This window comes from Mycobacterium sp. NPDC003449 (assembly GCF_053588415.1).
In genome coordinates this window covers 33,036-53,617 of sequence record NZ_JBSFPX010000003.1, presented here as the reverse complement: position 1 = coordinate 53,617, position 20,582 = coordinate 33,036, and the positions used below count along the sequence as shown (strand labels likewise).

General features: G+C 66.9%; 21 protein-coding genes. 8 read left to right on the top strand and 13 right to left on the bottom strand.

Going from position 1 to position 20,582, the window contains the following annotated elements:
• Positions 1-130 precede the first annotated feature (130 nt).
• The 3 genes from ACWDTP_RS01820 to ACWDTP_RS01810 form a co-directional block, all read right to left on the bottom strand.
• Positions 131-979: an HpcH/HpaI aldolase/citrate lyase family protein gene (locus tag ACWDTP_RS01820; RefSeq protein WP_450015976.1), complete on the bottom strand. Its 849-nt coding sequence runs from the start codon at positions 977-979 to the stop codon at positions 131-133.
• A 107-nt stretch (positions 980-1,086) separates the two neighbouring features.
• Positions 1,087-2,112, bottom strand: coding sequence for a coiled-coil domain-containing protein (locus ACWDTP_RS01815; protein WP_450015974.1), 1,026 nt, complete (start codon positions 2,110-2,112; stop codon positions 1,087-1,089).
• Positions 2,113-2,222: 110 nt separating this feature from the next.
• Complete coding sequence (locus tag ACWDTP_RS01810; RefSeq protein WP_450015972.1) at positions 2,223-2,801, bottom strand: TetR/AcrR family transcriptional regulator; 579 nt, start codon at positions 2,799-2,801, stop codon at positions 2,223-2,225.
• A gap of 126 nt (positions 2,802-2,927) precedes the next feature.
• On the opposite strand from ACWDTP_RS01810, the gene ACWDTP_RS01805 reads away from it, so the two are divergent.
• Complete coding sequence (locus tag ACWDTP_RS01805; RefSeq protein ID WP_450015970.1) at positions 2,928-3,662, top strand: SDR family NAD(P)-dependent oxidoreductase; 735 nt, start codon at positions 2,928-2,930, stop codon at positions 3,660-3,662.
• Positions 3,663-4,085: a nuclear transport factor 2 family protein gene (locus tag ACWDTP_RS01800; protein ID WP_450015968.1), complete on the top strand. Its 423-nt coding sequence runs from the start codon at positions 3,663-3,665 to the stop codon at positions 4,083-4,085. It begins immediately after the preceding gene.
• 13 nt (positions 4,086-4,098) lie between these two features.
• On the opposite strand, the gene ACWDTP_RS01795 is transcribed toward ACWDTP_RS01800, so the two are convergent.
• From ACWDTP_RS01795 to ACWDTP_RS01770, 6 genes are all read right to left on the bottom strand, one after another.
• The gene (locus tag ACWDTP_RS01795) at positions 4,099-5,151 is read right to left on the bottom strand and encodes a zinc-dependent alcohol dehydrogenase family protein (protein ID WP_450015966.1); all 1,053 of its coding nucleotides are present in this window, start codon (positions 5,149-5,151) and stop codon (positions 4,099-4,101) included.
• Between the two features lie 84 nt (positions 5,152-5,235).
• Positions 5,236-6,258 carry a saccharopine dehydrogenase family protein gene (locus tag ACWDTP_RS01790; RefSeq protein WP_450015964.1) on the bottom strand — a complete coding sequence of 341 codons (1,023 nt, stop codon included), beginning with the start codon at positions 6,256-6,258 and terminating at the stop codon, positions 5,236-5,238.
• A complete protein-coding gene (locus tag ACWDTP_RS01785) occupies positions 6,255-6,662 on the bottom strand; it encodes a VOC family protein (RefSeq protein ID WP_450015962.1) in 408 nt (135 codons plus the stop codon). Before ACWDTP_RS01785 ends, ACWDTP_RS01790 begins: the two co-directional genes overlap by 4 nt.
• Before the next feature lie 122 nt (positions 6,663-6,784).
• Complete coding sequence (locus ACWDTP_RS01780; protein ID WP_450015960.1) at positions 6,785-7,684, bottom strand: helix-turn-helix transcriptional regulator; 900 nt, start codon at positions 7,682-7,684, stop codon at positions 6,785-6,787.
• A gap of 35 nt (positions 7,685-7,719) precedes the next feature.
• Positions 7,720-8,619, bottom strand: coding sequence for an LLM class F420-dependent oxidoreductase (locus ACWDTP_RS01775; RefSeq protein ID WP_450015958.1), 900 nt, complete (start codon positions 8,617-8,619; stop codon positions 7,720-7,722).
• 34 nt (positions 8,620-8,653) lie between these two features.
• Complete coding sequence (locus tag ACWDTP_RS01770; protein ID WP_450015956.1) at positions 8,654-9,109, bottom strand: MarR family winged helix-turn-helix transcriptional regulator; 456 nt, start codon at positions 9,107-9,109, stop codon at positions 8,654-8,656.
• A gap of 153 nt (positions 9,110-9,262) precedes the next feature.
• Here ACWDTP_RS01770 and ACWDTP_RS01765 point away from each other — a divergent pair, with 153 nt between their 5' ends.
• From ACWDTP_RS01765 to ACWDTP_RS01755, 3 genes are read left to right on the top strand one after another with little or no spacing between them, the layout of a single operon-like run.
• A complete protein-coding gene (locus tag ACWDTP_RS01765; protein ID WP_450015954.1) occupies positions 9,263-10,306 on the top strand; it encodes a Gfo/Idh/MocA family protein in 1,044 nt (347 codons plus the stop codon).
• On the top strand, positions 10,303-11,223 hold the full coding sequence (locus tag ACWDTP_RS01760) for a sugar phosphate isomerase/epimerase family protein (protein WP_450015952.1): 921 nt from the start codon (positions 10,303-10,305) through the stop codon (positions 11,221-11,223). The genes ACWDTP_RS01765 and ACWDTP_RS01760 overlap by 4 nt, the downstream gene beginning before the upstream one ends.
• A 17-nt stretch (positions 11,224-11,240) precedes the next feature.
• Positions 11,241-12,527 (top strand): nucleoside permease, encoded by a 1,287-nt coding sequence (locus ACWDTP_RS01755; protein ID WP_450015950.1) that lies wholly within the window; start codon positions 11,241-11,243, stop codon positions 12,525-12,527.
• Here the strand turns inward: ACWDTP_RS01755 and ACWDTP_RS01750 are convergent.
• Both ACWDTP_RS01750 and ACWDTP_RS01745 read right to left on the bottom strand, forming a co-directional pair.
• Positions 12,522-13,622, bottom strand: a complete 1,101-nt coding sequence (locus tag ACWDTP_RS01750; RefSeq protein ID WP_450015948.1) for a sensor histidine kinase — start codon at positions 13,620-13,622, stop codon at positions 12,522-12,524. The two genes, ACWDTP_RS01755 and ACWDTP_RS01750, sit on opposite strands and share 6 nt — an antisense overlap.
• On the bottom strand, positions 13,615-14,298 hold the full coding sequence (locus tag ACWDTP_RS01745) for a response regulator transcription factor (protein ID WP_450015946.1): 684 nt from the start codon (positions 14,296-14,298) through the stop codon (positions 13,615-13,617). The genes ACWDTP_RS01750 and ACWDTP_RS01745 overlap by 8 nt, the downstream gene beginning before the upstream one ends.
• An 87-nt stretch (positions 14,299-14,385) precedes the next feature.
• Between ACWDTP_RS01745 and ACWDTP_RS01740 the strand changes: the two genes are divergently transcribed.
• On the top strand, positions 14,386-15,717 hold the full coding sequence (locus tag ACWDTP_RS01740) for a DoxX family protein (protein WP_450015944.1): 1,332 nt from the start codon (positions 14,386-14,388) through the stop codon (positions 15,715-15,717).
• Between the two features lie 37 nt (positions 15,718-15,754).
• On the opposite strand, the gene ACWDTP_RS01735 is transcribed toward ACWDTP_RS01740, so the two are convergent.
• A complete protein-coding gene (locus ACWDTP_RS01735; protein ID WP_450015942.1) occupies positions 15,755-17,446 on the bottom strand; it encodes a thiamine pyrophosphate-dependent enzyme in 1,692 nt (563 codons plus the stop codon).
• Positions 17,447-17,577: 131 nt separating this feature from the next.
• On the opposite strand from ACWDTP_RS01735, the gene ACWDTP_RS01730 reads away from it, so the two are divergent.
• Positions 17,578-18,273, top strand: a complete 696-nt coding sequence (locus tag ACWDTP_RS01730; protein WP_450015941.1) for a GntR family transcriptional regulator — start codon at positions 17,578-17,580, stop codon at positions 18,271-18,273.
• A gap of 1 nt (position 18,274) precedes the next feature.
• Here the strand turns inward: ACWDTP_RS01730 and ACWDTP_RS01725 are convergent, their stop codons facing one another.
• A complete protein-coding gene (locus ACWDTP_RS01725) occupies positions 18,275-18,994 on the bottom strand; it encodes a ribonuclease activity regulator RraA (protein WP_450015939.1) in 720 nt (239 codons plus the stop codon).
• Here ACWDTP_RS01725 and ACWDTP_RS01720 point away from each other — a divergent pair.
• A complete protein-coding gene (locus ACWDTP_RS01720) occupies positions 18,948-20,579 on the top strand; it encodes an Nramp family divalent metal transporter (protein ID WP_450015937.1) in 1,632 nt (543 codons plus the stop codon). The two genes, ACWDTP_RS01725 and ACWDTP_RS01720, sit on opposite strands and share 47 nt — an antisense overlap.
• Positions 20,580-20,582: the final 3 nt, after the last annotated feature.

Below are 20,582 nucleotides of genomic sequence, written 5' to 3'. Positions count from 1 at the left end.
GCTGCTGCCGAACACGGCAACTGAAGATGCTGACGCACGCAGTAGCTCGGTAGCGGGTGTCCCCGTGAGTGACGGCGCTCCCCGCCACTATGTCCGCTGCAAGCGGTATTAACGCGATTGCCCTCGGCGGTCAGCCGAGGCCGAGTTTGGCGGCGAGATCGAGGACCGCTTCGGCGCGGGCCCGGGTCGGCCCGACACTCCCGTCGTAAGGACCGGCCGGGGCATCCAGACGCACCAGCGTTCGACGCGCCTCGTCGATCTCCATCGGCGACGGACTCAGCACACTGTTGATCGTCTCGGCGTGCGCGACATCCAGGCACAGCCGCCCGGTCATCCCCGCGGCTTTGGCCACTGCCGTTTCGCGGGCCAAGTGGTTCGACGAGGTCCGCAGTGTCGGTCCATCGATGGGGGCGGGCAGCCGCGCAGCCCGACTCGCGATCACCAGTCTGGCCCTCGCATAAGCCAGCACGGCAGGATCATCGCTCATCCCGGTATCACGGCGAAAGTCCCCGACCCCGAAAGCGATTCGCGAACATCCCGCTGCCCGTGCGATGTCCAGCGCCGACTCGATGCCGAGTGCCGACTCGATCAACGCCACCAGTGGTGTCCCGGCAGGTAGCCGCGCGATCGTCTCGGCGACGTCATCGGCGGACTCGGTCTTGGCCAGCATCACCCCGGCCAGCCCGGGAACTTCGGCCAGCGCCTCCAGATCCGCCGACCACCCCCGCGCACTCACGCAGTTGATCCGGACCCACCCGTGCCCATCGGCGGTCAGCCACTGCGCCACCGATTGGCGGCCGGCAGTTTTCAGCGCATCCGGCAGTCCGTCCTCGATATCGAGGACAACGGCGTCGGCGCTACCGGAGACCGCGGCGTCGAACGCTTCGCCGCCGCCCGGGACCCCCGGTTGCAACAGCCACGTCCGGGCCAGGGACCAGTGCGGCTTGCGAATGCGCTCGGCAACCTGCGGTGAAACCACGCTCCGGCCTCTCACTCGACGATGTCAGCTCCATCGTCCTGTCGCTGGGACGTCACCGCCAGGTTGCGCACATTATGTTCACGAGAACGCTGCGTGCGACTCGGCGGTCAGTCGCGTGGCGTCGTGGTGATGTGCACGTGGTCGAAGTGGCCGTAGCCCGATGCCTGCGGACCCGCCGGCGTGTAGTACGTGCCCCGCCAGATCACATCCTGCAGCCCGAACCGGGCCGCATTGCTCATCGCGAACGCGAGAATCTCGTTGCCGAGCGCGATGCCCTCCGAGCTTTCCGGGTCGGGAATCATGATGTCGATTGCCAGCCCGCTGGGATGCCACGGCTTCGAGTCCGGCCGAACCCCGTCGATATCGGCGATCTGGGGAAACTGTGCGCTGACGGCCCTGGCGGCCACGATGGTGTTGGGCTGCAACCCGGCCTCGTTCGCGACGCCGACGGGCAACGACTCCGGGATATCCGCCCCGGCAGCGGCGCGAGGCGCCGCGGTGTCGACCGCCGCCTGCTGTTGCGGTGTCAGCCTCGCGTACTGGGCCTCCGCCTCGGCGATCTGGCGCAGCAGTTCCTTCAGTTTGGCCTGCAGATCGGCGCGCACCGCGGAGGCCTGCTCGGCCGCGGCGCGAGCGGCGGCGGCCGATTTCTCGGAGGTCGCGGCGGCGGCGGCCGCGCGCTCACGCGTCGACAGAAAGCCCTTCATCTGATCGGCCGTCTCGGCGGCAACGACCTGCTGCAACGACAACTTGTCGATCAGTTGTTGCGGCGAGGCCGCGGTCAGCACCGCCGACTCCTGGCCTTCGCGGCCACTCATATAGGTCATCGCCGCCAGTCGATTGGCCGCGGCCTGGTACGGCTCAAGCTCCGAGTTCGCGACCGCAAGGGCTTCCAGGTCGGTACGGTGACGGTCTTCGGCCGTCGTCTGGGCGGCCACCCTGGCGTCGACATCGCGTTGGACGGTGGTGACGGCCTCGCGACTCTGCACCGCCTGGCGGGATAGCTCGTTGAGCCTGGACAGTGCGTCGGCCGCAGGGTCAGCCAGCACCGCACCCATCGACATCCCCGGCACTAGGACCGCAACCGCCGCGCCGCACACTGCTCGCCGCAGTGTATGGCGCACCCAGGTCATACGGATTCTCACGATCCTTCGCTGCGAGGACCGATCCTGGCCCGGCGATCTATGGTCCCGGCCAGGCTACGAACTGGCATGGACGATGTCTAGTTGTACTGACACGGACGTCAGGTGCAGCGTGCCGTGGGGATCGCGTTGTCGATGAGGACGACTGCGATGGCGGCGGCGATGGCGAAGGTGTCGGCATCGAGGACTCGGTTGCGGGCCGAAGCGCCATCCAGGAGCAGCGCCAACTGTTCGCCGAGCTGCTCGGGGTCGGTGGCGCCGGCCTCGCGCGCGGTTTCGGTGAACCGCGCGGCGAAGGCCAACTTGTAGTCGCGGGCGTGGACGCGCGCCGGGTGGCCCGGATCGTGGATTTCGACAGCCGCCGCGATGAACGGGCACAGCGGCGCATGAATGTCGAAGGCGGCGAGCAGCCGTTCGCGAGGTGTGAGGTCGGTGCGGTCGAACACCTCGGGCAGGATGTCGGGATCGAATCGGCGTAGGTGTTCGGCGATCAGCTCGTCCTTGCCGGTGAAGTGCTGGTAAAACGTGCGCTTGGACACCTGGGCCGTCGCGCAGAGCTGGTCCAGGCCGGTGCTGTTGATGCCTTGATCACGGAACAGCTGTCGTGAAGCGCCGAGGATGCGTTCGCGTGCGCCCCGGCCGCGGCGCAGGCCCCTCGGCCCCTTCTCCAACTCCGTCATACGGCCAGCGTAGCCCAGTTTGGTACGAGTCGGTGTACATAGCTTGCCTCTCCGGTGACTGTCCGATACGTTAACCACACAGATCGGTGTACATAACATCGGCACTGTCGAATGAATGGAGTGATCGTGGGAAAGCTTGATGGCAAGGTCGCGGTGATCACCGGTGCGACCAGCGGGATGGCGCTGGCCGGCGCCAAGTTGTTCGTTGACGAAGGGGCTCACGTCTTCATCTCGGGCCGACGGAAGGACGCGCTGGACCAGGCCGTCGAACTGATCGGACGGAATGTGACCGGCGTGCAGGGTGATTCGGCCGAGCTGGAGGATCTGGACCGTCTGTTCGACACGGTCAAGCGGGAGAAGGGCGCGATCGACGTGTTGTGGGCGAGTGCCGGGGTGGGCAGGCAGAGCCGGCTCGGCGAGATCACCGAGGAGGACTTCCATGACGCGTTCTGGCTGAACGCGCGCGGCACGCTGTTCACGGTCCAGAAGGCGTTGCCGCTGTTCAACGATGGCGGCTCGATCTTGATGACCGGGTCCAACGCATCGCTGCGGGGCTACCCGAATTGGAGTGTGTACGCGGGCAGCAAGGCCGTGTTGTCCGCCTACGCCCGGGTGTGGGTCGCGGAGTTGCGGGATCGCAAGATCCGGGTGAACGTGCTGACCCCCGGCCAGGTCGCCACGCCGGCTCTGGAGCAGGTGATGGACGACGAGACCAAGGCGCAGTTCGAGTCGGTGATCCCGCGGCGGGAATCGGGCCGCCCCGAGGAGATCGCGTCGGCCGCGTTGTTTCTCGCCTCGGACGACTCCAGCTACGTCAACGGCCAGGAGCTGGTGGTCGACGGCGGAACGACGGTGATCTGAGTGACCACATTCGCCGCGCACCGCGACACCGTGGAATTGTTCGTCGATGCCATGCACGGCGGCGCAGACAAAGACGCCCTTTCGGCCATCCTCGCCGAGGACGTGGTGCTGTATGGCCCGCTCGGCGATGAGCCGCTCACCGGCCGCGAGGCAGTCCTGCAAGCCATCCGGGCGGTCGGCACGGTGGCGACCGACCTCACCTACTCCGAAATCCTCAGCGGCCCGACACACCACGCCGCGTACTTCCGGCTGCAGATCGCCGACACCGTGGTCAACGGGATGGACTACATCCTGCTCGACGCGGACGGCAAGATCGCCGAGGTGACCATATGGTGGCGCCCGCTGCCGTCCGGTGTGCAGATGCAGCGGCACCTCGCGGGTCTCCTCGGCATGCCGCCTTGGGAACTTCGCACCGGTCGATGAGCCGCGGTGCGGTTCAGGTGACGCGGAGGATGACTTTCCCCGCCAGACGCCCGGTTTCGAGGATGCGGTGGGCTTCGGCGACGTCATCCAAGGCCAGCACGCGGTCGATGTTGATGGTGAGCGCGCCGCGGGCGCGGGCGTCGGCGATGTACTGCTTGGCGGCAGCGAGACGGTCGGGGAATTCGACCATTTCGAACAGGTCGACGAATGACACCGATTTGCGGTCCAGCGCGACGAGCGGCAGGTCCACGCGGGCGGCGCGGATGTCGGGTGAGGTCTGTGCGCCGTAGGCGAGCACGTGACCGAACGGGGCGGTGGCCGCGACCAGCGCGGGCAGCAGCGCCCCGCCCACGGTGTCGTAGACCACGGTGGCGCCGCGTCCGCCGGTGAACGAGGCAACCTGCGCTGGGAGGTCTTCTTCGTCGGTCGCGATCGCGAAATCGGCACCCAAGGACAGCAGTTCGGGTTTGCGTCCGGCGGTGCGGGTGGTGGCGATGACGGAGGCGCCGAAGTCGTGGGCGATCTGAATCAGGGCGGTCCCCACCGAAGACGTGCCCGCGGTGACGATCACGGTGTCCCCTGGGCCGATCGGCACTTTGGTGGCCAGGGTGTAGGCCTGCATGCCGGCCATCCAGGTGGCGGCTTCCTCCTCGTCGGAGGCATCGGCGGAGACGTGCACGAGTGCCTCCACGGGAACGTCGGCATGGGTGGCGTAGGTGCCAGTACCGACCACTGGGGACTGGATCGGCAGGACAGCCACCCGGTCCCCGACCGCGTACGCGGCCACTCCGCTGCCGGTATCGGTGACCGTGCCGACCGCCTCGACGCCCAGCCCCGAGGGCAGCGCCGGCGAGAGCACGTACTGATCGCGACGAAACAGCGCCTCGAACCGGTTCAGGCCGATCGTGTGGATCTTCACCCGCACCTGCCCGGCCGCCAGCGGCCCCAGGTCCAGCGGTATCAACTCGAGGACTTCCGGTCCCCCCAGCCGGGTGAACTGCACCCGGCGCATCCCTGCACCGGACCCGGTCCCTTGAGTTGCGTTGCCTGCCATCGTCTTCGCCATCATCGTTTCCTTGCGGTCGGTTCGGGTAAATGCGGCGTCGCCGGCCACGCGGCCAATGCCGCCTCGATGTCACCGTGGTCGAGGTCAGCGAAGAAGCGCTGTGCCGCGTTCATGGGCGCCATTCCCTTCAAGGTCGGTGATGCGGGTGTCGGCGATCGTCTCGGCGAATCCGATGCCGAAAACCTCGGCGGGCGTGCGGAATCCCGGCCTGTGTTGACCGTCGAGGACTCGGCCGGCGGCGTGGGCGGCTGCCGATGAGGTGAAGGTGTAACCGTTGACGGTGTCGAGGACCGAACGCGCCACCTGACCGCCTCCGGTGACCTCGGCGACGGCGTGATAGCGGTCGATATCCCGCTGCTGCGCACTGGGGCCGTCCGGCAGGCCGGCTACGTCAGCACCGGGAAAGGCGTCCCCGGAGGCGTACACGTAGGTGTCGATGTTCCCGATCCCGGTGGATCGCCAGAGGGTGACCAGATCCGGCAGCGTGACAGGTGAGCACGGCACTGCGCCGAACCCGAAGTCGAACAACTCGACCGCTGCCGGGTCACGGGCCACCAGAGACCCGTGCACCCGGTGCAGGGTGTCCGTGGTGAGGTTCTCACCGGCGCTGATCGCCGAGCCTCGCGACATCGATCCCGCTACGTGCAAGGCCACCCGGACCCGCTGCGGATCAGGGACCCGGTCGGCGGTGTGGCCGGCCAGACAACCCAGCATGGCGACGCTGCCCCCGCTACCCGGCAACAGCATCACGCCCGCCTCAGTGGCCGCGGCGTTGTAACCCTCCGCCAGCCGGTAGCTGTCCAGTTCGGCAGCTATGTCAAGATAGTGCACACCGGTAGCGATCGCCGCCTGCATCAGCGGTCGCGCCGTCCGCAGGTAGGGCCCCGCGCAGTTCAGCAGCACCGTCATGCCTGACAGTGCGGCCTCGGCCGCGGCCCGATCGTCGACATCGAACACCACGTACGGGCAGTCCAGTCGCGCCGCCAGCCCGCGCAGCGCGTCGACGCTGCGGCCGGCCAGCACCGGCCGCAGACCCAGCTTGGTGGCGTGCTCGGCGACCATGATGCCGGTATAACCCGTTGCGCCATAGAGCAATACAGCGGTCATGGTCGGTGCTGCCAGCTCTTGTAGACGAACTCCAGGCTGTAGCCGTCGGGGTCGAGCACGTTGGCGGCGTAGTAGCGCGGGTCGTAGTGCAACCGGGCACCGGGCGCGCCGTTGTCACTGCCGCCGGCGGCGATCGCCGCCGCGTAGGCGGCGTCCACTTCGGCCTGGCTGTCGGCGACGAACCCGACGTGCGCGGCACCGCCGTCGGCAGCGCCTTGGCGCAGCCAGAAGATCATCCGCCCGGTGTCGGTGTCACCCAATCCGTAGAGGTCGGGGTGTCCCGGCGGGCCGTCATTACCGTCGTAGTCCAGTCGGGTCGTGATGCCCAGAGGGGCCAGGGCGGCGGCGTAGAACGCGATCGACACCTTCGGGTCACGGACGGTCAGAAATACGTGGTCGAGCATGCGGGTTCTCCTGTGCTGGCGTATGGCGCGACGACGGGGGTGGCCACCAGTCAACGCCGCACGGAGCGGATGAAGAAGGGCCGCACTTCCTGGGTGCGCCACACCTAGGATCAGCTACGCGGCTACCGGGCGTGCTCCTGACGGCGCGTCGCGCCCAACGACCCCAACAGGTTCAAGGCGTCAGCACTCGCCGAACCCGGCGCCGCCGTGGCCACCGTCAACTGCTGGCCGGGCGCGTTGTTGACGTCGAAGGTCTGAAAGCTCAACTCGAGGACACCCACGTCGGGGTGGCGGATCGTCTTGTGGGTCGCCGACAACCCGGCCACCCGCTGGTCATCCCAGAGACCCCGGAAATCTTCGCTGCGCCGGTAGAGCCGCTGCACCAACTCCTCGACCTCGGGGATGGCCGGGACGAAGCCTTCCGACAACCTCAGCGCACTGACCGCCGCGCGAGCCACCTCATCCCAATTCACGTAATATTCCCGCGCGGCCGGATCCACGAAGATCGCCGCCAGCACAGAGCTATTGCGCCGCTGCAACGGTGCGATCATCGCCGCCGCAATAGGATTGGCGATCAGCACGCGAAAAGCAGCATTCTTCACATACGCTGCGGTGTGCCGGAACGCGTCCATCGTCTGCAGCAGCTCCGGGCTGATCACCTCGGTGTCCCTACCCACCCGTGGGGCCAACTGCGCCAGCCGAAACGCATGATCACGCGCATCCGGCGACATCCGCAACGCCTCACAGACCGAATCCAACACCGGCGCCGACGGGCTGCGCTCACGTCCCTGTTCCAACCGGGCGTAGTAATCCGCGCTCACCCCGGACAGCACCGCGACCTCTTCACGCCGCAATCCCGCGACCCGCCGGCCCGGCGTGGCCGGCAAACCAACATCCTGCGGGGCGATACGCGCCCGTTGAGCTCGCAAAAACGAACCCAGATCGCTGGAGTTTTCCTGCACCGCCATCGTATAGACGCTACGCCTCACACCACGGACTGCAAGGCAGCCTGCCGCCGCCACCGAAAGTCTCTGCCCGCCAACGTGTCATGTGGTCTTCACAGCTGCAGCACTGCGGCGAGTTCACGTAGCGCCGGCCGCGGGTCCGCGCCGGCTCCGTCGCCGAGGATCTGGACGACGACGTGGTCGGCGCCGGCGTCGAGGTGTGCGGTGAGGGCGGTGGCGGCCTGTTCGGCGCTTCCCATGCCGATCAGCGCCCGGGTGAGCCGGTCGGACCCTCCGGCCTCGAGGTCGGACTCGTCGAAACCCTGGCGCAACAGTGAGTTTCGGTAGTTCTGCAGTTCCAGGTGGAACCCGACGTAGGTGCGGGCCCGCCGGAGTTGGTCCTCGGCATCGCCGCCGATGGCCACCACCTGCTCCGGTATCAACCACTTGTCGGGGCCGAGGATGGCCCGAGCCGTCGCGGTGTGTTCCGGCGTAACACAGTAGGGGTGGGCCCCGTCGGCGAGTTCGGCGGACAGTTCGATCATCTTCGGGCCCAGGGCTGCCAGCACCCGGGCGGGGCGGGCACCTGTTTCGATCTCCGCGGGCACCGCGTTCATCCGCTCCAGATAGGTGCGCATCGTGGCCAGCGGCTTGCGGTAGGAACCCTTCATGTTCTCTTCCACGAAGGGTGCGTGGCTGACGCCGAGGCCGAGAACGAACCGTCCGGGATGCAGTGCCGCGAGGGTGCGGGCACCGGTTTCGGCGGGGGTGGGTATCCGGAAGTGGATGTTGGCGATGCCGGTGCCGACGACGAGTCGATCGGTGGCGGCCAGGAAGGCCGCAGACTCGACGAGCGCGTCTTTACCGCCGCCTTCGGGCATGAACAGTGAGCCGAAACCCAGTGCCTCAATTTCGCGGGCGATGTCCTGTGCGTCGCGGATGGGCCAGGATTCGCTGTTCCACCAGACACCGACGCGGCTCGGGAATTGAATGTCCGCAATAGCTTTCGTCATGAATGCTCCATCTGAGAAGTTGGTCGGGTAGCGATCAGTCGGCCGAGGGGTGAGCGAGCTCATCGAGGGTGCGCCGTAGCTCATCGATGGCGTCCCAGGTCAGTTGGCAGGCGGATTTGATTTTGGCGTTGACACCGCGCACCTCTTTTTCCAGTGCACGACCCCGGTCTGTCAGGTCGACCAGCACCCGCCGCTCGTCGGCGCGATCGCGCACCCGGGTGACCATTCCCGCGGCTTCCAGGCGTTTCACCAACGGGGTGATGGTGCCGGCGTCCATGTCCAGGCGGGCGCCGAGCGCACCGACGGTCTGCGGCGCACCGTCGAGCAGGGCCAGCATCGCCAGATACTGCGGGAACGTCAGACCCAGCGGTTCCAGAAAAGGCTTGTGCAGGCGGACCATACGGTTGGCCGCGCCGTACAGCGCGAAGGACAGCTGCCTACCCAGTTCGTCCCGACCAACCGCACCCTGTTCCCTAGTTCGCGATTCCATAGTGCACTAAAGAATAGCACTCCATATGCCAGGCGGGCCCGGACGGCGGCCAACGCACTCGATCGACGCGAATCGGACGCTCTCGTTGCGATCGCAAGTTAATCTCAGCGGGTAACGACGGCCACGAGCTCTGGGCGAAAGAAGTGGTGCTGGATGGCGGCTCAGCTGCGAGCGGGGATCATTGGGGCCGGGTTCATCGGCGCGGTGCACGCCAACGCCGTGCGGGCCGCCGGTGCGGTGGTGACGCGGGTCGCGGCGTCAACGGCGGAGCGTTCGGCCGCGGCCGCAGAGCGGCTGGGTGCCGCGGCGCCGGCCGGCACCGGTGAGGAACTGATCGACGCCGACGACGTCGATGTGGTGCACATCTGCACACCCAACACGTTGCACGCGCCGTTGGCACACCGGGCGCTCGCCGCCGGCAAGCCGGTGGTGTGCGAAAAGCCCCTGGCAACAACCCTTTCCGATGCACGTTCGCTAGGTGCCGCGGCCGGCGGCCGGGTGGCGACGGTCCCGTTCGTCTACCGGTTCTACCCGGCGGTGCGCGAGGCCCGCGCCCGCATCGCCGCCGGGGAGGCCGGGCCCCTGCACCTGCTGCACGGCGCCTATCTGCAGGACTGGCAGGCCGGCGGTGCTCCCGCCGGCTGGCGCGGGGACGCCGCGGAAGGCGGAGCGTACCGGGCGTTCGCCGACATCGGGGTGCACTGGTGCGATCTGGTCGAATTCACGACCGGACATCGGATAACCCGGCTGCTGGCCCGCACCGCCGGCGAGGGAACGACGACCACCGTGCTGTTCTGCACCGATGCCGGGGCGTCCGGCTCAATGCTGGTCAGCCAGACCGCGATCGGGCAGCGCAACGCCTTGCGGTTCTCCCTCGACGGTGCCGACGCCGCATACGGCTTCGACCAGGAATCCCCCGAGACCCTGTCGGTTGGCAGTCTGGACGGAAATCTCGCGCTGCACCGCGGGTCGCCCGCGGCGTCCGCGGCGGCGGCGCGCTACTCGCTGCTCCCTGCGGGGCACCCGCAGGGCTACCAGGATTGCTTCAACGCCTTCGTCGCGGACACCTATGCCGCGATCGGCGGATCCACTCCCGACGGGCTGCCCACGTTCGCCGACGGCCTGCGGGCAGCCGTGCTGGTGGACGCCGTGATCGCCTCGTCCGAATCGTCGACCTGGGTGGAGGTGCCCTCATGAAACTCGGATTCCTGACCGCCTGCCTGCCCGACCGCTCACTGGCCGACATCGCGGCGTGGGCCGCGGGGAACGGCTTCGAGGCCTTGGAGGTCGCTGCCTGGCCCGACCTTGGCGCACGTCCGTTCACCGCCACCCACCTGAAGGTCGACGAATTCGGGCAACGCGAGGCCGACGACGTCAGCGCGCTGTTCGACCGCCACGGGCTGGCGTTGTCCTCCCTGGCCTACTACGACAACAACCTGCACCCCGACCCTGCGGAACGCAAGGCCGTCAACGACCACATCGCCGCCCTGATCGACGCCGCCGCCCTGCTCGGGTGCCCAACGGTGGGGACTTTCGTCGGTCGCCACCCCGGTGAGACGGTCGCCGAGAACCTGCGCGCCGCTGAGGAAGTGTTCGCGCCGCTGGTGGATCGGGCCGGGGAGAACGGCGTCAAACTGATCATCGAGAACTGCGTGATGGAGGGCTGGCATCCCGACGGCTATCCAGGAAATCTCGCCTACTCGCCGGAGCTGTGGGAATGGATGTTCTCGCTGGGGCTGTATCTGAACTTCGACCCGTCGCACCTGGTGTGGATGGGAATCGACCCGGTCGAAGCCGTCACGCCCTACGTGGACCGGATCCCGCACGCGCAGGCCAAGGACGTGCAGCTGTTCCCGGAGAAGCGCAACCGGTACGGCTGGCCGGGCAAGGCCGTGGTCCGGGAGGACCCGTGGGACGTCGGCTGGTGGCGCTACCGGGTGCCCGGCCTCGGCCAGGTTGACTGGCCGCGCCTGGTCGACGTCCTCTACGAGGGCGGTTTCGACGGCGTGCTGTCCGTCGAGCACGAGGACCCGGTGTGGGGCGGCACCGAGGAGCGCATCGAGACCGGATTGCGTGTCGCGCACCGCACCCTGCGGCCCCTGATCGTGGCTTGAGAAAGAGGCATACACCTATGCCGGCGCAGACCGGGCGGGCCGGGCAGACGATCGATATGTCGACACGCCTGAAGCTCTCCACGATGATGTTCCTCGAGTTCTTCGTATGGGGCGCCTGGTTCGTCACCATGGGCACCTTCCTCGCGACAACCCTTTCCGCCTCCGGGAGCCAGATCAGCCTGGCGTATCTGACCCAGTCGCTGGGCGCCATCGCGGCACCGTTCATCATCGGGCTCATCGCCGATCAGTTCTTCTCTGCCCAGAAGCTGCTGGGCATATTGCATTTCGTCGGCGCCGCGCTGCTGTTCTGGGCGTCGACGATGTCGACCTTCGGGGCGTTCTTCCCCGTGATCCTCGCCTACATGATCGTGTACATGCCGACGCTGGCCCTGGTGAACTCCGTGTCGTTCCGGCAGATGGGCAATCCGGAGAAGCAGTTCCCTGCGGTGCGGGTGCTCGGCTCCATCGGATGGATCGTCGCCGGGGTGATCATCGGCTGGTTGAGCTGGGAACAGCAGGGGCAGCTCACCCAGACCTTCAGGATGGCCGCCGTCGCCTCGCTGATCCTCGGCCTGTTCAGCTTTTTCGTGCTGCCCGCCACCCCACCGACTCGGCGCGGCGAGAAGGTCACCATCCGCGACATCCTCGGGCTCGATGCGATCGCTCTGCTCAAACACCGTTCTTACCTGGTGTTCTTCCTCTCCTCGATCGCGATCTGCATTCCCCTCGCCTTCTACTACAACTTCACCAACCTCTTCCTCAACGAGGAAGGGGTCCGGTCCGCGGCCGCGGTGCAGTCGCTCGGGCAGGTGTCCGAGGTGCTGTTTCTACTGCTGTTGCCGTTCCTGCTGATGCGGCTCGGCGTGAAAATCACACTGGCCATCGGGATGGCCGCCTGGGCGTTGCGGTACGCCTTCTTCGCCTTCGGCGACTCGGGCAGCCTGTTCTGGCTGCTCCTGCTCGGCATCGTCCTGCACGGGATCTGCTACGACTTCTTCTTCGTCGCCGGACAGATCTACACCGACAAGTTCGCGGGAGAACGAGTCCGCAGCGCGGCCCAGGGGATGATCACCCTGGCCACGTACGGCGTGGGCATTCTGATCGGCTCGCTCGCGGCCGGCCCCATCGTCGACCGCTTCGCCACCGCCGACGGCCACGACTGGACCCAGATTTGGATCGTTCCCGCCGCCATCGCCGGTGTGGTGATGGTGTTGTTCCTCATCCTGTTCAAGGACCGGCGCGGAGAACAAGCGACCGCGCCTGGAATGACTGTCCTGCAGGAGGATTCGCCAGGCGTTTCATAACCGGGCGGGTAATTGCACCGTGACCCGGAGCCCACCGTCGGTTCGGGGCGTGAGGGTGAGGGTTCCGTCGTGCGCCCGGGTGATGCTGTTGACGATCGCCAGGCCGAGGCCGAGACCCGAGTGGCTGGTGTGGATGCGTTCGGTACCGCGTTGAAACGGCTCGATGAGGGTGGACACCATTTGTGGGGAGAGCGTCGCGCCAGTGCTTTCGACGGTGAGCACCACGGTGTCGGGGCGAACACTGGTGGTGACCCACACGGTGCCCTGTTCTGGCAGGTTGTGCACGATCGCGTTGTGCACCAGGTTCGTCGTCATCTGCAGCAGCAGCGCGGGTGAGCCGGTGGTCGGGGCGACGTCGCCGGAGGTCTCGAGGGTGACGCCGCGTTCTTCGGCGAGGGGCAGGAGCGTTTCGGTGGCGTCCTCGGCGAAGAGGGACAGGTCGACGGGTTCTGAGGTGAAGGATCGTTGGTCTGCGCGGCTGAGCAGCAGCAGTGCTTCGGTGAGCTCGATCGCTCGGGTGTTGACGGCGTACAGCCGGTCGAGCAGTTCACCGGTGTCGCGGTGGGGGTCGTTGCGGGCGACGTCGAGCAGGGTCTGTGTGATCGCCAGCGGAGTGCGCAGTTCGTGCGAAGCGTTGGCCGCGAATCTCCGCTGTTCGGCGACGTGTGCGTCGAGCCGTTCGAGCATGGTGTCGAAAGTGTCGGCGAGTTCACGGAATTCATCTTTGCGGCCCGGTAGCCGGATCCGGTGCGAGAGTGATCCATTGGTGGCTGCCCGGGTGGCTTCGGTGATACGCGCCAGGGGCTTGAGCATCCGGCCGGCGAGAAGCCACCCGCCGACGAGACCGAACACCAGCAGCAATGCCAGCACCGCGGCCGCCGCCGGAGCGAACGCACGCAGGAGGTTGGACTGGATGGGAAACACCCCATCAGTCATCGTGTCCGTGCTTCCGGGGATGATCTTCATCCGGTCGGGGACGTAGCGCAGCAGGAACAGCCACACGGCGGCGAGCAGTAGGGCGCCGGCGAACATGAGGAACCCGGCGTAGCTGAGGGTGAGTTTGAGGCGGACACTCATCCCAGGGGCCCTATCCATGGTCGCCTCCGTCGTGTTCGGTGTCGATGCGGTAGCCGACACCGGCCACGGTGGCGATGATCCAGGGTTCACCGAGCCGTTTGCGCAGCGCCGAGACGGTGATACGCACGGCGTTGGTGAACGGGTCGGCGTTCTCATCCCACGCACGTTCCAGCAGCTCTTCGGCGCTGATGACACCGCCCTCGGCAGCGACGAGGACTTCGAGGACCGCGAACTGTTTCCGGGTGAGCACGACATAGCGGCCGTCGCGAAGGACCTCACGGCGGAACGGATCCAGCCGCAGGCTCGCGATCTCCCGCACGGGTGGTCTGTGGTTGGCGCGCCTGCGGTCGAGTGCTCGCAGGCGCAGGACGAGCTCTTGGAGGTCGAAGGGCTTGGTAAGGTAGTCGTCGGCGCCGAGCCCGAACCCGGAGGCCTTGTCGTCGAGCCGGTCGGCTGCGGTGAGCATCAGGATCGGCGTGCCGCTGCCGGAGGCGACGATGCGCTCGGCGATCTCGTCACCGGAGGGCCCGGGGATGTCGCGGTCGAGGACGGCGATGTCGTAGGCGTTGATGCTCAACAGTTGCAGAGCGGTGTCGCCGTCCCCGGCAATGTCGGCGGCGATCGCTTCCAGACGCAGACCATCGCGGACGGCTTCCGCCAGGAGGGGTTCGTCCTCGACCACCAATACACGCATGCTCTCAAGCTACGAGGCGGCGCATATCGCCGTCATATCGAAAATCGCATACGCGCTGGGAACACCCCCGGGCCTTGACTGGCAGCCATGCCATGTCTGACCACGGGTGCCACCGGGGCGAGCTGGCGTCCGCTGTCGCTGACCGCGTTCCGATTCTGCGTCGTCTATTTCGGCCTGTATTGCACGCTCACCACGTATATACCGTTCGAGCTGCTTGGCGTCGTTGGCCGCTGGATCCGCAACGGGCCGTGGATCGTGTCCCTGACCGACCCCGTCACCGGCTGGGTGGGCAGGACATTCTTCGGGGTCGATGCGGTACTGCACAAGGACTCCGGAGCCGGAGACCAGACGGCCATCTGGGTACTGGTGTTCTGCATCCTGATTGCCGCGGTGGTGGCCACCGCGGTGTGGACTGCCGTCGACCGTCGCACCTCCCACCCTCGGCTACTGGCGTGGTTCACGCTGTTCCTTCGGCTGTGCCTGGGTGGGCAAATGCTGTCGTTCGGATTCGCCAAGCTGATCCCCACCCAGATGCCCGGCCCCACGTTGGCACAGCTGTTGCAGCCCTACGGCAGCTTCAGTCCCATGTCGGTGCTTTGGCTACAGGTTGGCAGTTCCTATCCGTATGAGATGGCCTTGGGCGCTGTGGAAGTCGTGGTCGGGCTGCTGTTGTTCGTGCCGCGGACCGCGGTGCTCGGCGCCGCACTGAGCCTGGCGAGCATGACTCAGGTTCTCCTGATGAACATGACGTTCGACGTACCGGAGAAGCTGCTCTCGGCGCACCTGCTGTTCATCAGCCTGGTCCTGCTCGCGCCGTACCTGCGCCCATTGGTCAATCTGTTTGTGTTGCAACGCGCATGCGAGGCGCTGACCCAACCCGCACTGTTCACCGACGACCGGAGGAACCGTATCGCGGCCTGGGTTCTGGTGGCCGTCGGCTTCTGGGTCGCGTTCGGTGCCGGCTTTGACCGCTGGGTGGTCTGGCAGGATCAGTACGGCGCCGCCAGCCCGAAGTCCGAACTGTACGGAATCTGGGACGTACGGGAATTTGTCCTCGACGGGCACCCGGTTCCGCCGCTCATTACCGACGAAAATCGCTGGCAACGTCTTGTTTTCGATGATCCGGGCGCAGCAACCTACCAACAGATGAATGGTGAACTGGTGCCGCTGCGCTCCGACTTCCGCTCTGCACGCCAGCTGGAGCTCACCAGGATGGCAGACACAACCGGCGGGCAGGGCGGGCCCCGGCGGCCCCTCGCGACGCTGACCGTCGAGCAACCCACCCCGGACCGGCTGTTACTACACGGGAAACTGCGTGACCGTCCGGTGGCGATCACCCTGGAACGGCTGGATCCGAACAGCTTCACGTTGCGCAGCCGCGGATTCCACTGGGTGCAGGACTACGCGTACTTCGGCTGATTTTAGGAATCGACTTGGCACTGCTCTTTGCACATCGCTATCCCGAGCGGGCCACGTCGTCGGGTTCGGATAGGGCCAGTCCTCGATCACGCAAGCGTGGCGGGCCATCTCGACTGATCGAGTCCGGCAGGTCCACCTCGATCAGACAAACCTCGCCGGCAGGTCTGGCACCTAGTGCCGCACCGAACTCGGCGGGCGTACGTACGGTTGCGGCCCACGCGCCGTGCGCACGCGCGAGTGCGGCAAAGTCCGGGTTCTCCAAGTCTGTGCCGCTCGCACGTCCGGGGAACCGGCGCTCCTGGTGTCGGCGAATGGTGCCGTACCCGCCGTTGGACACCACCACGACGGTGATCCCCAGGCCGTAGCGCACAGCGGTCGAGAGTTCCTGACCGTTCATCAAGAAGCAGCCATCGCCGGCGAACGCGACCACCTCCCGCGAAGGCAGGGCAAAGGCTGCGGCGATCGCGGCGGGCAGCCCGTAGCCCATGCTTCCGGAGTGACTGGCCACCTGCGAGGGGTACGCGATGTAGTCGCGGTGCTGCTGATGCCATCCGGTGTAGAGACCTGCCCCGGCGGTCATCACGGCATCGGGCGTCACCTGTGCAGCCAGCGCGGCCATGAAAGCCGCCGGGTGGCGCGGGCCCACCTGCGCGGTGCGCACAGCAATCCGGTTCTCGCGCAACAGCTTGCACCATCCAGCCCGCTCGTCACTCGCAGGAAGCGGGGAAGCGGCCAACGAGGCTGACAGTGCCCGCGCGACGTCGTCGGGCCGAGCCGCCACCGCCACGTCGGCGCGATACACGCTGCCGAGAACATCCGGATCGGGATAGACGTGCAACAGTCGCCGACCCGCGGCAGTCGCGGTGAGCCACTCGCCGTCCTCGGCGGTCAGCCCGTCCGGACGGGTGCCGAGCAGCAGCACGATGTCGGCCTCGCTGGCGAGACTCGCCAGACCCGGGGTGGTCTGTAGCCCGATGGTGCCGACGTACACGTCGCTGCGGTTGTCGAGGATGTCCTGGCGACGCGTGGCGGTGGCGACCGGGAGGGCGGATTGCTCCGCGAGTTCGCGGAGCGCGTCGCGGCCGCCGCGAGACCACGCATTGCCGGAGACCACGATCAGCGGGCGCCGAGCCTGCGCGAGGGCAGCCCGGATCTGCTCGACTCCAGCGGTGGCGGAAGCGGCCGGGGCCGGCCCGGGACGCAACGCACAGTTCGTCGGAGTCGAGAGCACGTCCTCGGGCATCACCACCACGACCGGACCGGGGTCGCCGGCCATGGCGAGAGTCCAGGCGCGGGCGACCTGCTCGCAGACCCGGTCGGCGTGGTCAAGCTCGACGACCCCCTTGGCCAGACCACCGAACATCTGGCCATAATCGACCTCCTGGAAGGCGCGGGTGCCGAGCTGCGTCGTGGGCACCTGGCCGACCAGCAACAGCATCGGGCTGCTGTCCTGGGAGGCCACATGGACACCGATGCTGGCGTTGGTGGCACCCGGACCCCGGGTCACCATCGCGATACCCGGCCGGCCGGTGAGCTGGCCGTGGGCGGCCGCCATCATGGCCGCCCCGCCCTCCTGCCTAGCCACGACGAACGGGAACTCTTCCACGTGGTCGTGCAACCCGTCGAGCACCGCGAGGTAGCTCTCACCCGGCACCCCGAACGCCCGGTCTGCGCCGAGTGCCACGAGCTGCTCCACCACCGCGTGCCCGGCCAGCCTGCTCGCGCTCATCGCTGACATTCCCGCGCCGAGAGAATCTTCGGAATGGCCACCACAGAGCGCAGCCGCTCGCGCATCAGCGAAGTCGGGTTCACGCGTCTCCTAGCAGATGTCGGGTGTGGTGTTGTGGTATACCAACGATCATGTCGCTGACCGACTCGCCCTCCGGCGGTGCCCTGCCCGCACTCGGGCGCGCCACCAGCCAGGCCGATCTGGTCGCGGCATCGTTGCGGGAAGCGATTCTCGCCGGCCGTATCCGGGCCGACGACGTGCTCGTCGAGCGACGTATCGCCGAGCAGTTGGGTGTGTCGAAGACCCCGGTGCGCGAGGCGTTCATCCAACTCGACAACTCCGGTCTGATCACCACGACGCGCAACCGCGGAGTGCGGGTGCGCGATATGACCCGCACCGACGCACGACACGTCTACGAACAGCGGGTGCTGCTTGAGCCCTGGGCCGTGGGGACGGTGGCGCGTCGGGAGGTACCGGTGCCGGACGCCGTGAGCGCGCACCGGCGGGCCACCGAGCTTCTGCAGGCCGGGGAATGGTCGGCGATGGCGATGGAGAACCGCAAATTCCACTGGGCGCTCTACCGGCACTGCCACAACCCTCTGGTGGTCTCCACCCTCGACGCTCTGCAGGACCTCACCGCTCTGGCCGTGTTGCAGATCTTCTGGGAGATGAGCCCCACCGCCGCGGCCGAGCACGAGGAGCACGGCGCAATCCTGCGCGCAGTGACCGCTGGTGACGCCGAGGGCGCCGAGCGGTTGTTGCGAGAGCACATCAATGCCTCCATCGATCGGGTACGAGCATCAGACGACGACCCGACCGTCGTCTGAATCACGTACGGCTGCGGTCATATTCGGCTCGAGTGGCGGGGTCTGGCGGATAGGTTCCGCGCAGCGGCAGCCCTGATTCGATGCGCGCAAGAACGAACTCCTCGAGTCGCTCCTGCTCGACGGCGTCGCGAGCCACCTCGTCGGCGAGGTGAGCGGGCACGCAGACCACGCCGTCGCCGTCGCCGACGATCACGTCACCGGGATAAACCGCGACCTCCCCGCAGCCGATCGGCACGTCGAGGTCCACGGCGTGGTGTTGCGCGAGGTTGGTGGTGGGCGAGGCGCCGGAGGCAAAGGTGGGCATCGCCATGGTCTGAAACCCTTTGAGATCGCGCACCGCTCCATCGGTGACAATCCCGGCGCCGCCGCGCACCATGAACCGGGTGGCCAGAATGTTGCCCAGCGAAGCGGCTTTGCTCTGCCCGCGGCTGTCCATCACCAGCACCGAGCCCGCGGGTGCCGTCTCGACGGCGCGACGCTGCGGATGGTCGTAGTCGGTGAAGACACTCAGTACGTCGATGTCCTCGCGGGCCGGGATGTAGCGCAGCGTGAACGCCGGTCCCACCATCCGTTGAGCGGTTTGGTTGAGCGGGCGCGGTCCCATCAGGAACGCCGAACGCAACCCGCGGTCCATCAGCTGCGTGGTGATGGTGGCAGTGCTGACGCTGGCCAGCATGGCGCGGGTCGCGTTCCAGCCGTCCTGCCCGGTCTCGTTGGTCATGCAGTGCTCCTCCACAGGCTTTGTCCGTCGTGTGGCGCGCCACGGGTCTTCCTGGCGGCAGCATTTCGTCGTTCCGCGCGACACCATTGACATTCTGGTATACCAATATACCGTAGCGTGTGACTGTCGTCACCCTGTCGCAGACGTAGGCACCCACCGTTCACCCGAGGAGGACCGAATGCCGCAGGCGGACCACAACGCCGATGCAACTCCCCACAACACCGATCGCGTCACCCCGGGCCCGGTCGACGACCTCGGCATCCCTGTACCGAAGGCGATCGCCGACGACAAAGTGGCGCCGGCACCAGTGGCCGGCAGCTTCCTCAGCTACCTCAAATCGTTCGGGCCGGGCATTGTGGTGGCGCTGAGTTGGGTGGGCACGGGCGATCTGATCGACAACTCGGTCGCCGGCGCCAATTACGGGTACGCGCTGCTTTGGGTACTGCCGCTGACGCTGGTGCTGCGCTTTGTGTTCGTCAACGCGCTCGGCAAGTACCCCATCTTCAACGTGCAGCGCGACCCGAGCCTGGTACGTGGATTCGCAAGAACCAACCGAGTTTTCGGATACCTGATGCTCGTCTCGTTCGTCATCTACACCCACATCCTGCTCGCGTTCACCCTCAGCGGCGTCGGCATCGCGCTCGAGGGCCTGTTCGGCGGGCTCTCACCGTTCGTGTGGACGTTGATAGGGGCGGCGTCGGTCTTCGTCGTCACCTTCAAAGGCGTCTACTCGGTGATCGAGAAGATGTTCAAGGTGATTCTCGCGGTGATGGCGGCGACGTTCGTCCTCACTGTCGCCCTGGTGGGGATCGACTGGGGCGCAATGGTTCGCGGGTTCGCGTTCGACCTTCCACCCCAGGAAGGCCTTTTCGACTCCTCTCTCATCGCCTCTAGCCTGGTGTTGGCGACGCTGGGTTCGATGGCCAACCTGTTCTACCCCCAGTTCCTGCGGGAGAAGGGGTGGACCACTCCGGCGCACCGCCGGGTTCAGCAATACGACCTTCTTTTCGGCATCATCGTGGTGCTCTTCCTCGGAGTCAGCATCTGGGCGGTCGGCGCGGAAGTGATCTTCGGTGACGGCTCCGGCATCGAGAAGCCCGCCGACATCGCGGATGCGCTGGGTAGCGTGATCGGCCCCGTCGGCCCGTACCTGTTCTACCTCGGCCTGCTGGGCGCGGCGTGGACGACCGTCAGCAGTTCGATCTTCGCACTGAGCAAGATGGCGGTCGAGGCACTGCAGGTGACCCGGCCCGGCCGGATCGACCGCTATGGCGACGATCCGGGCAAGGATCCGTTCTACAAGGTGATGATCTTCTGGGGTTTGATGGCCGTCGTCTGGTCACTTCCCGGCGCGCCGGGCTTCATCGTGCTCACCGTGGTCTCGCATGTGCTCACCGCGCCATTCCTTCTGGTGATCACCATCGGTTTGCTGTTCATGCTCAACCGCCGCGACATCATGGGCGCTCACGTGAACAAGTGGCCACTGAACATCGCTCTGGGCATCATCACGATCTTCGTGGCGGTCGCCGCTTACCAAGGCCTGTCGGCCGCCGTGGTCGACTTCAGTTCACTCGTCAACGGATGACGA

What these genes read in the sequence shown, in the direction of transcription:
- ACWDTP_RS01815 (WP_450015974.1), bottom strand. Translation starts at nt 2,112, where the DNA reads ATGACCTGGGTGCGCCATACACTGCGGCGAGCAGTGTGCGGCGCGGCG.
- ACWDTP_RS01765 (WP_450015954.1), top strand. Translation starts at nt 9,263, where the DNA reads ATGGCGGCTCAGCTGCGAGCGGGGATCATTGGGGCCGGGTTCATCGGC.
- ACWDTP_RS01785 (WP_450015962.1), bottom strand. Translation starts at nt 6,662, where the DNA reads ATGCTCGACCACGTATTTCTGACCGTCCGTGACCCGAAGGTGTCGATC.
- ACWDTP_RS01750 (WP_450015948.1), bottom strand. Translation starts at nt 13,622, where the DNA reads ATGGATAGGGCCCCTGGGATGAGTGTCCGCCTCAAACTCACCCTCAGC.
- ACWDTP_RS01790 (WP_450015964.1), bottom strand. Translation starts at nt 6,258, where the DNA reads ATGACCGCTGTATTGCTCTATGGCGCAACGGGTTATACCGGCATCATG.
- ACWDTP_RS01810 (WP_450015972.1), bottom strand. Translation starts at nt 2,801, where the DNA reads ATGACGGAGTTGGAGAAGGGGCCGAGGGGCCTGCGCCGCGGCCGGGGC.
- ACWDTP_RS01760 (WP_450015952.1), top strand. Translation starts at nt 10,303, where the DNA reads ATGAAACTCGGATTCCTGACCGCCTGCCTGCCCGACCGCTCACTGGCC.
- ACWDTP_RS01730 (WP_450015941.1), top strand. Translation starts at nt 17,578, where the DNA reads ATGTCGCTGACCGACTCGCCCTCCGGCGGTGCCCTGCCCGCACTCGGG.
- ACWDTP_RS01735 (WP_450015942.1), bottom strand. Translation starts at nt 17,446, where the DNA reads ATGAGCGCGAGCAGGCTGGCCGGGCACGCGGTGGTGGAGCAGCTCGTG.
- ACWDTP_RS01745 (WP_450015946.1), bottom strand. Translation starts at nt 14,298, where the DNA reads ATGCGTGTATTGGTGGTCGAGGACGAACCCCTCCTGGCGGAAGCCGTC.
- ACWDTP_RS01755 (WP_450015950.1), top strand. Translation starts at nt 11,241, where the DNA reads ATGCCGGCGCAGACCGGGCGGGCCGGGCAGACGATCGATATGTCGACA.
- ACWDTP_RS01740 (WP_450015944.1), top strand. Translation starts at nt 14,386, where the DNA reads ATGCCATGTCTGACCACGGGTGCCACCGGGGCGAGCTGGCGTCCGCTG.
- ACWDTP_RS01725 (WP_450015939.1), bottom strand. Translation starts at nt 18,994, where the DNA reads ATGACCAACGAGACCGGGCAGGACGGCTGGAACGCGACCCGCGCCATG.
- ACWDTP_RS01775 (WP_450015958.1), bottom strand. Translation starts at nt 8,619, where the DNA reads ATGACGAAAGCTATTGCGGACATTCAATTCCCGAGCCGCGTCGGTGTC.
- ACWDTP_RS01795 (WP_450015966.1), bottom strand. Translation starts at nt 5,151, where the DNA reads ATGGCGAAGACGATGGCAGGCAACGCAACTCAAGGGACCGGGTCCGGT.
- ACWDTP_RS01770 (WP_450015956.1), bottom strand. Translation starts at nt 9,109, where the DNA reads ATGGAATCGCGAACTAGGGAACAGGGTGCGGTTGGTCGGGACGAACTG.
- ACWDTP_RS01720 (WP_450015937.1), top strand. Translation starts at nt 18,948, where the DNA reads ATGGCGCGGGTCGCGTTCCAGCCGTCCTGCCCGGTCTCGTTGGTCATG.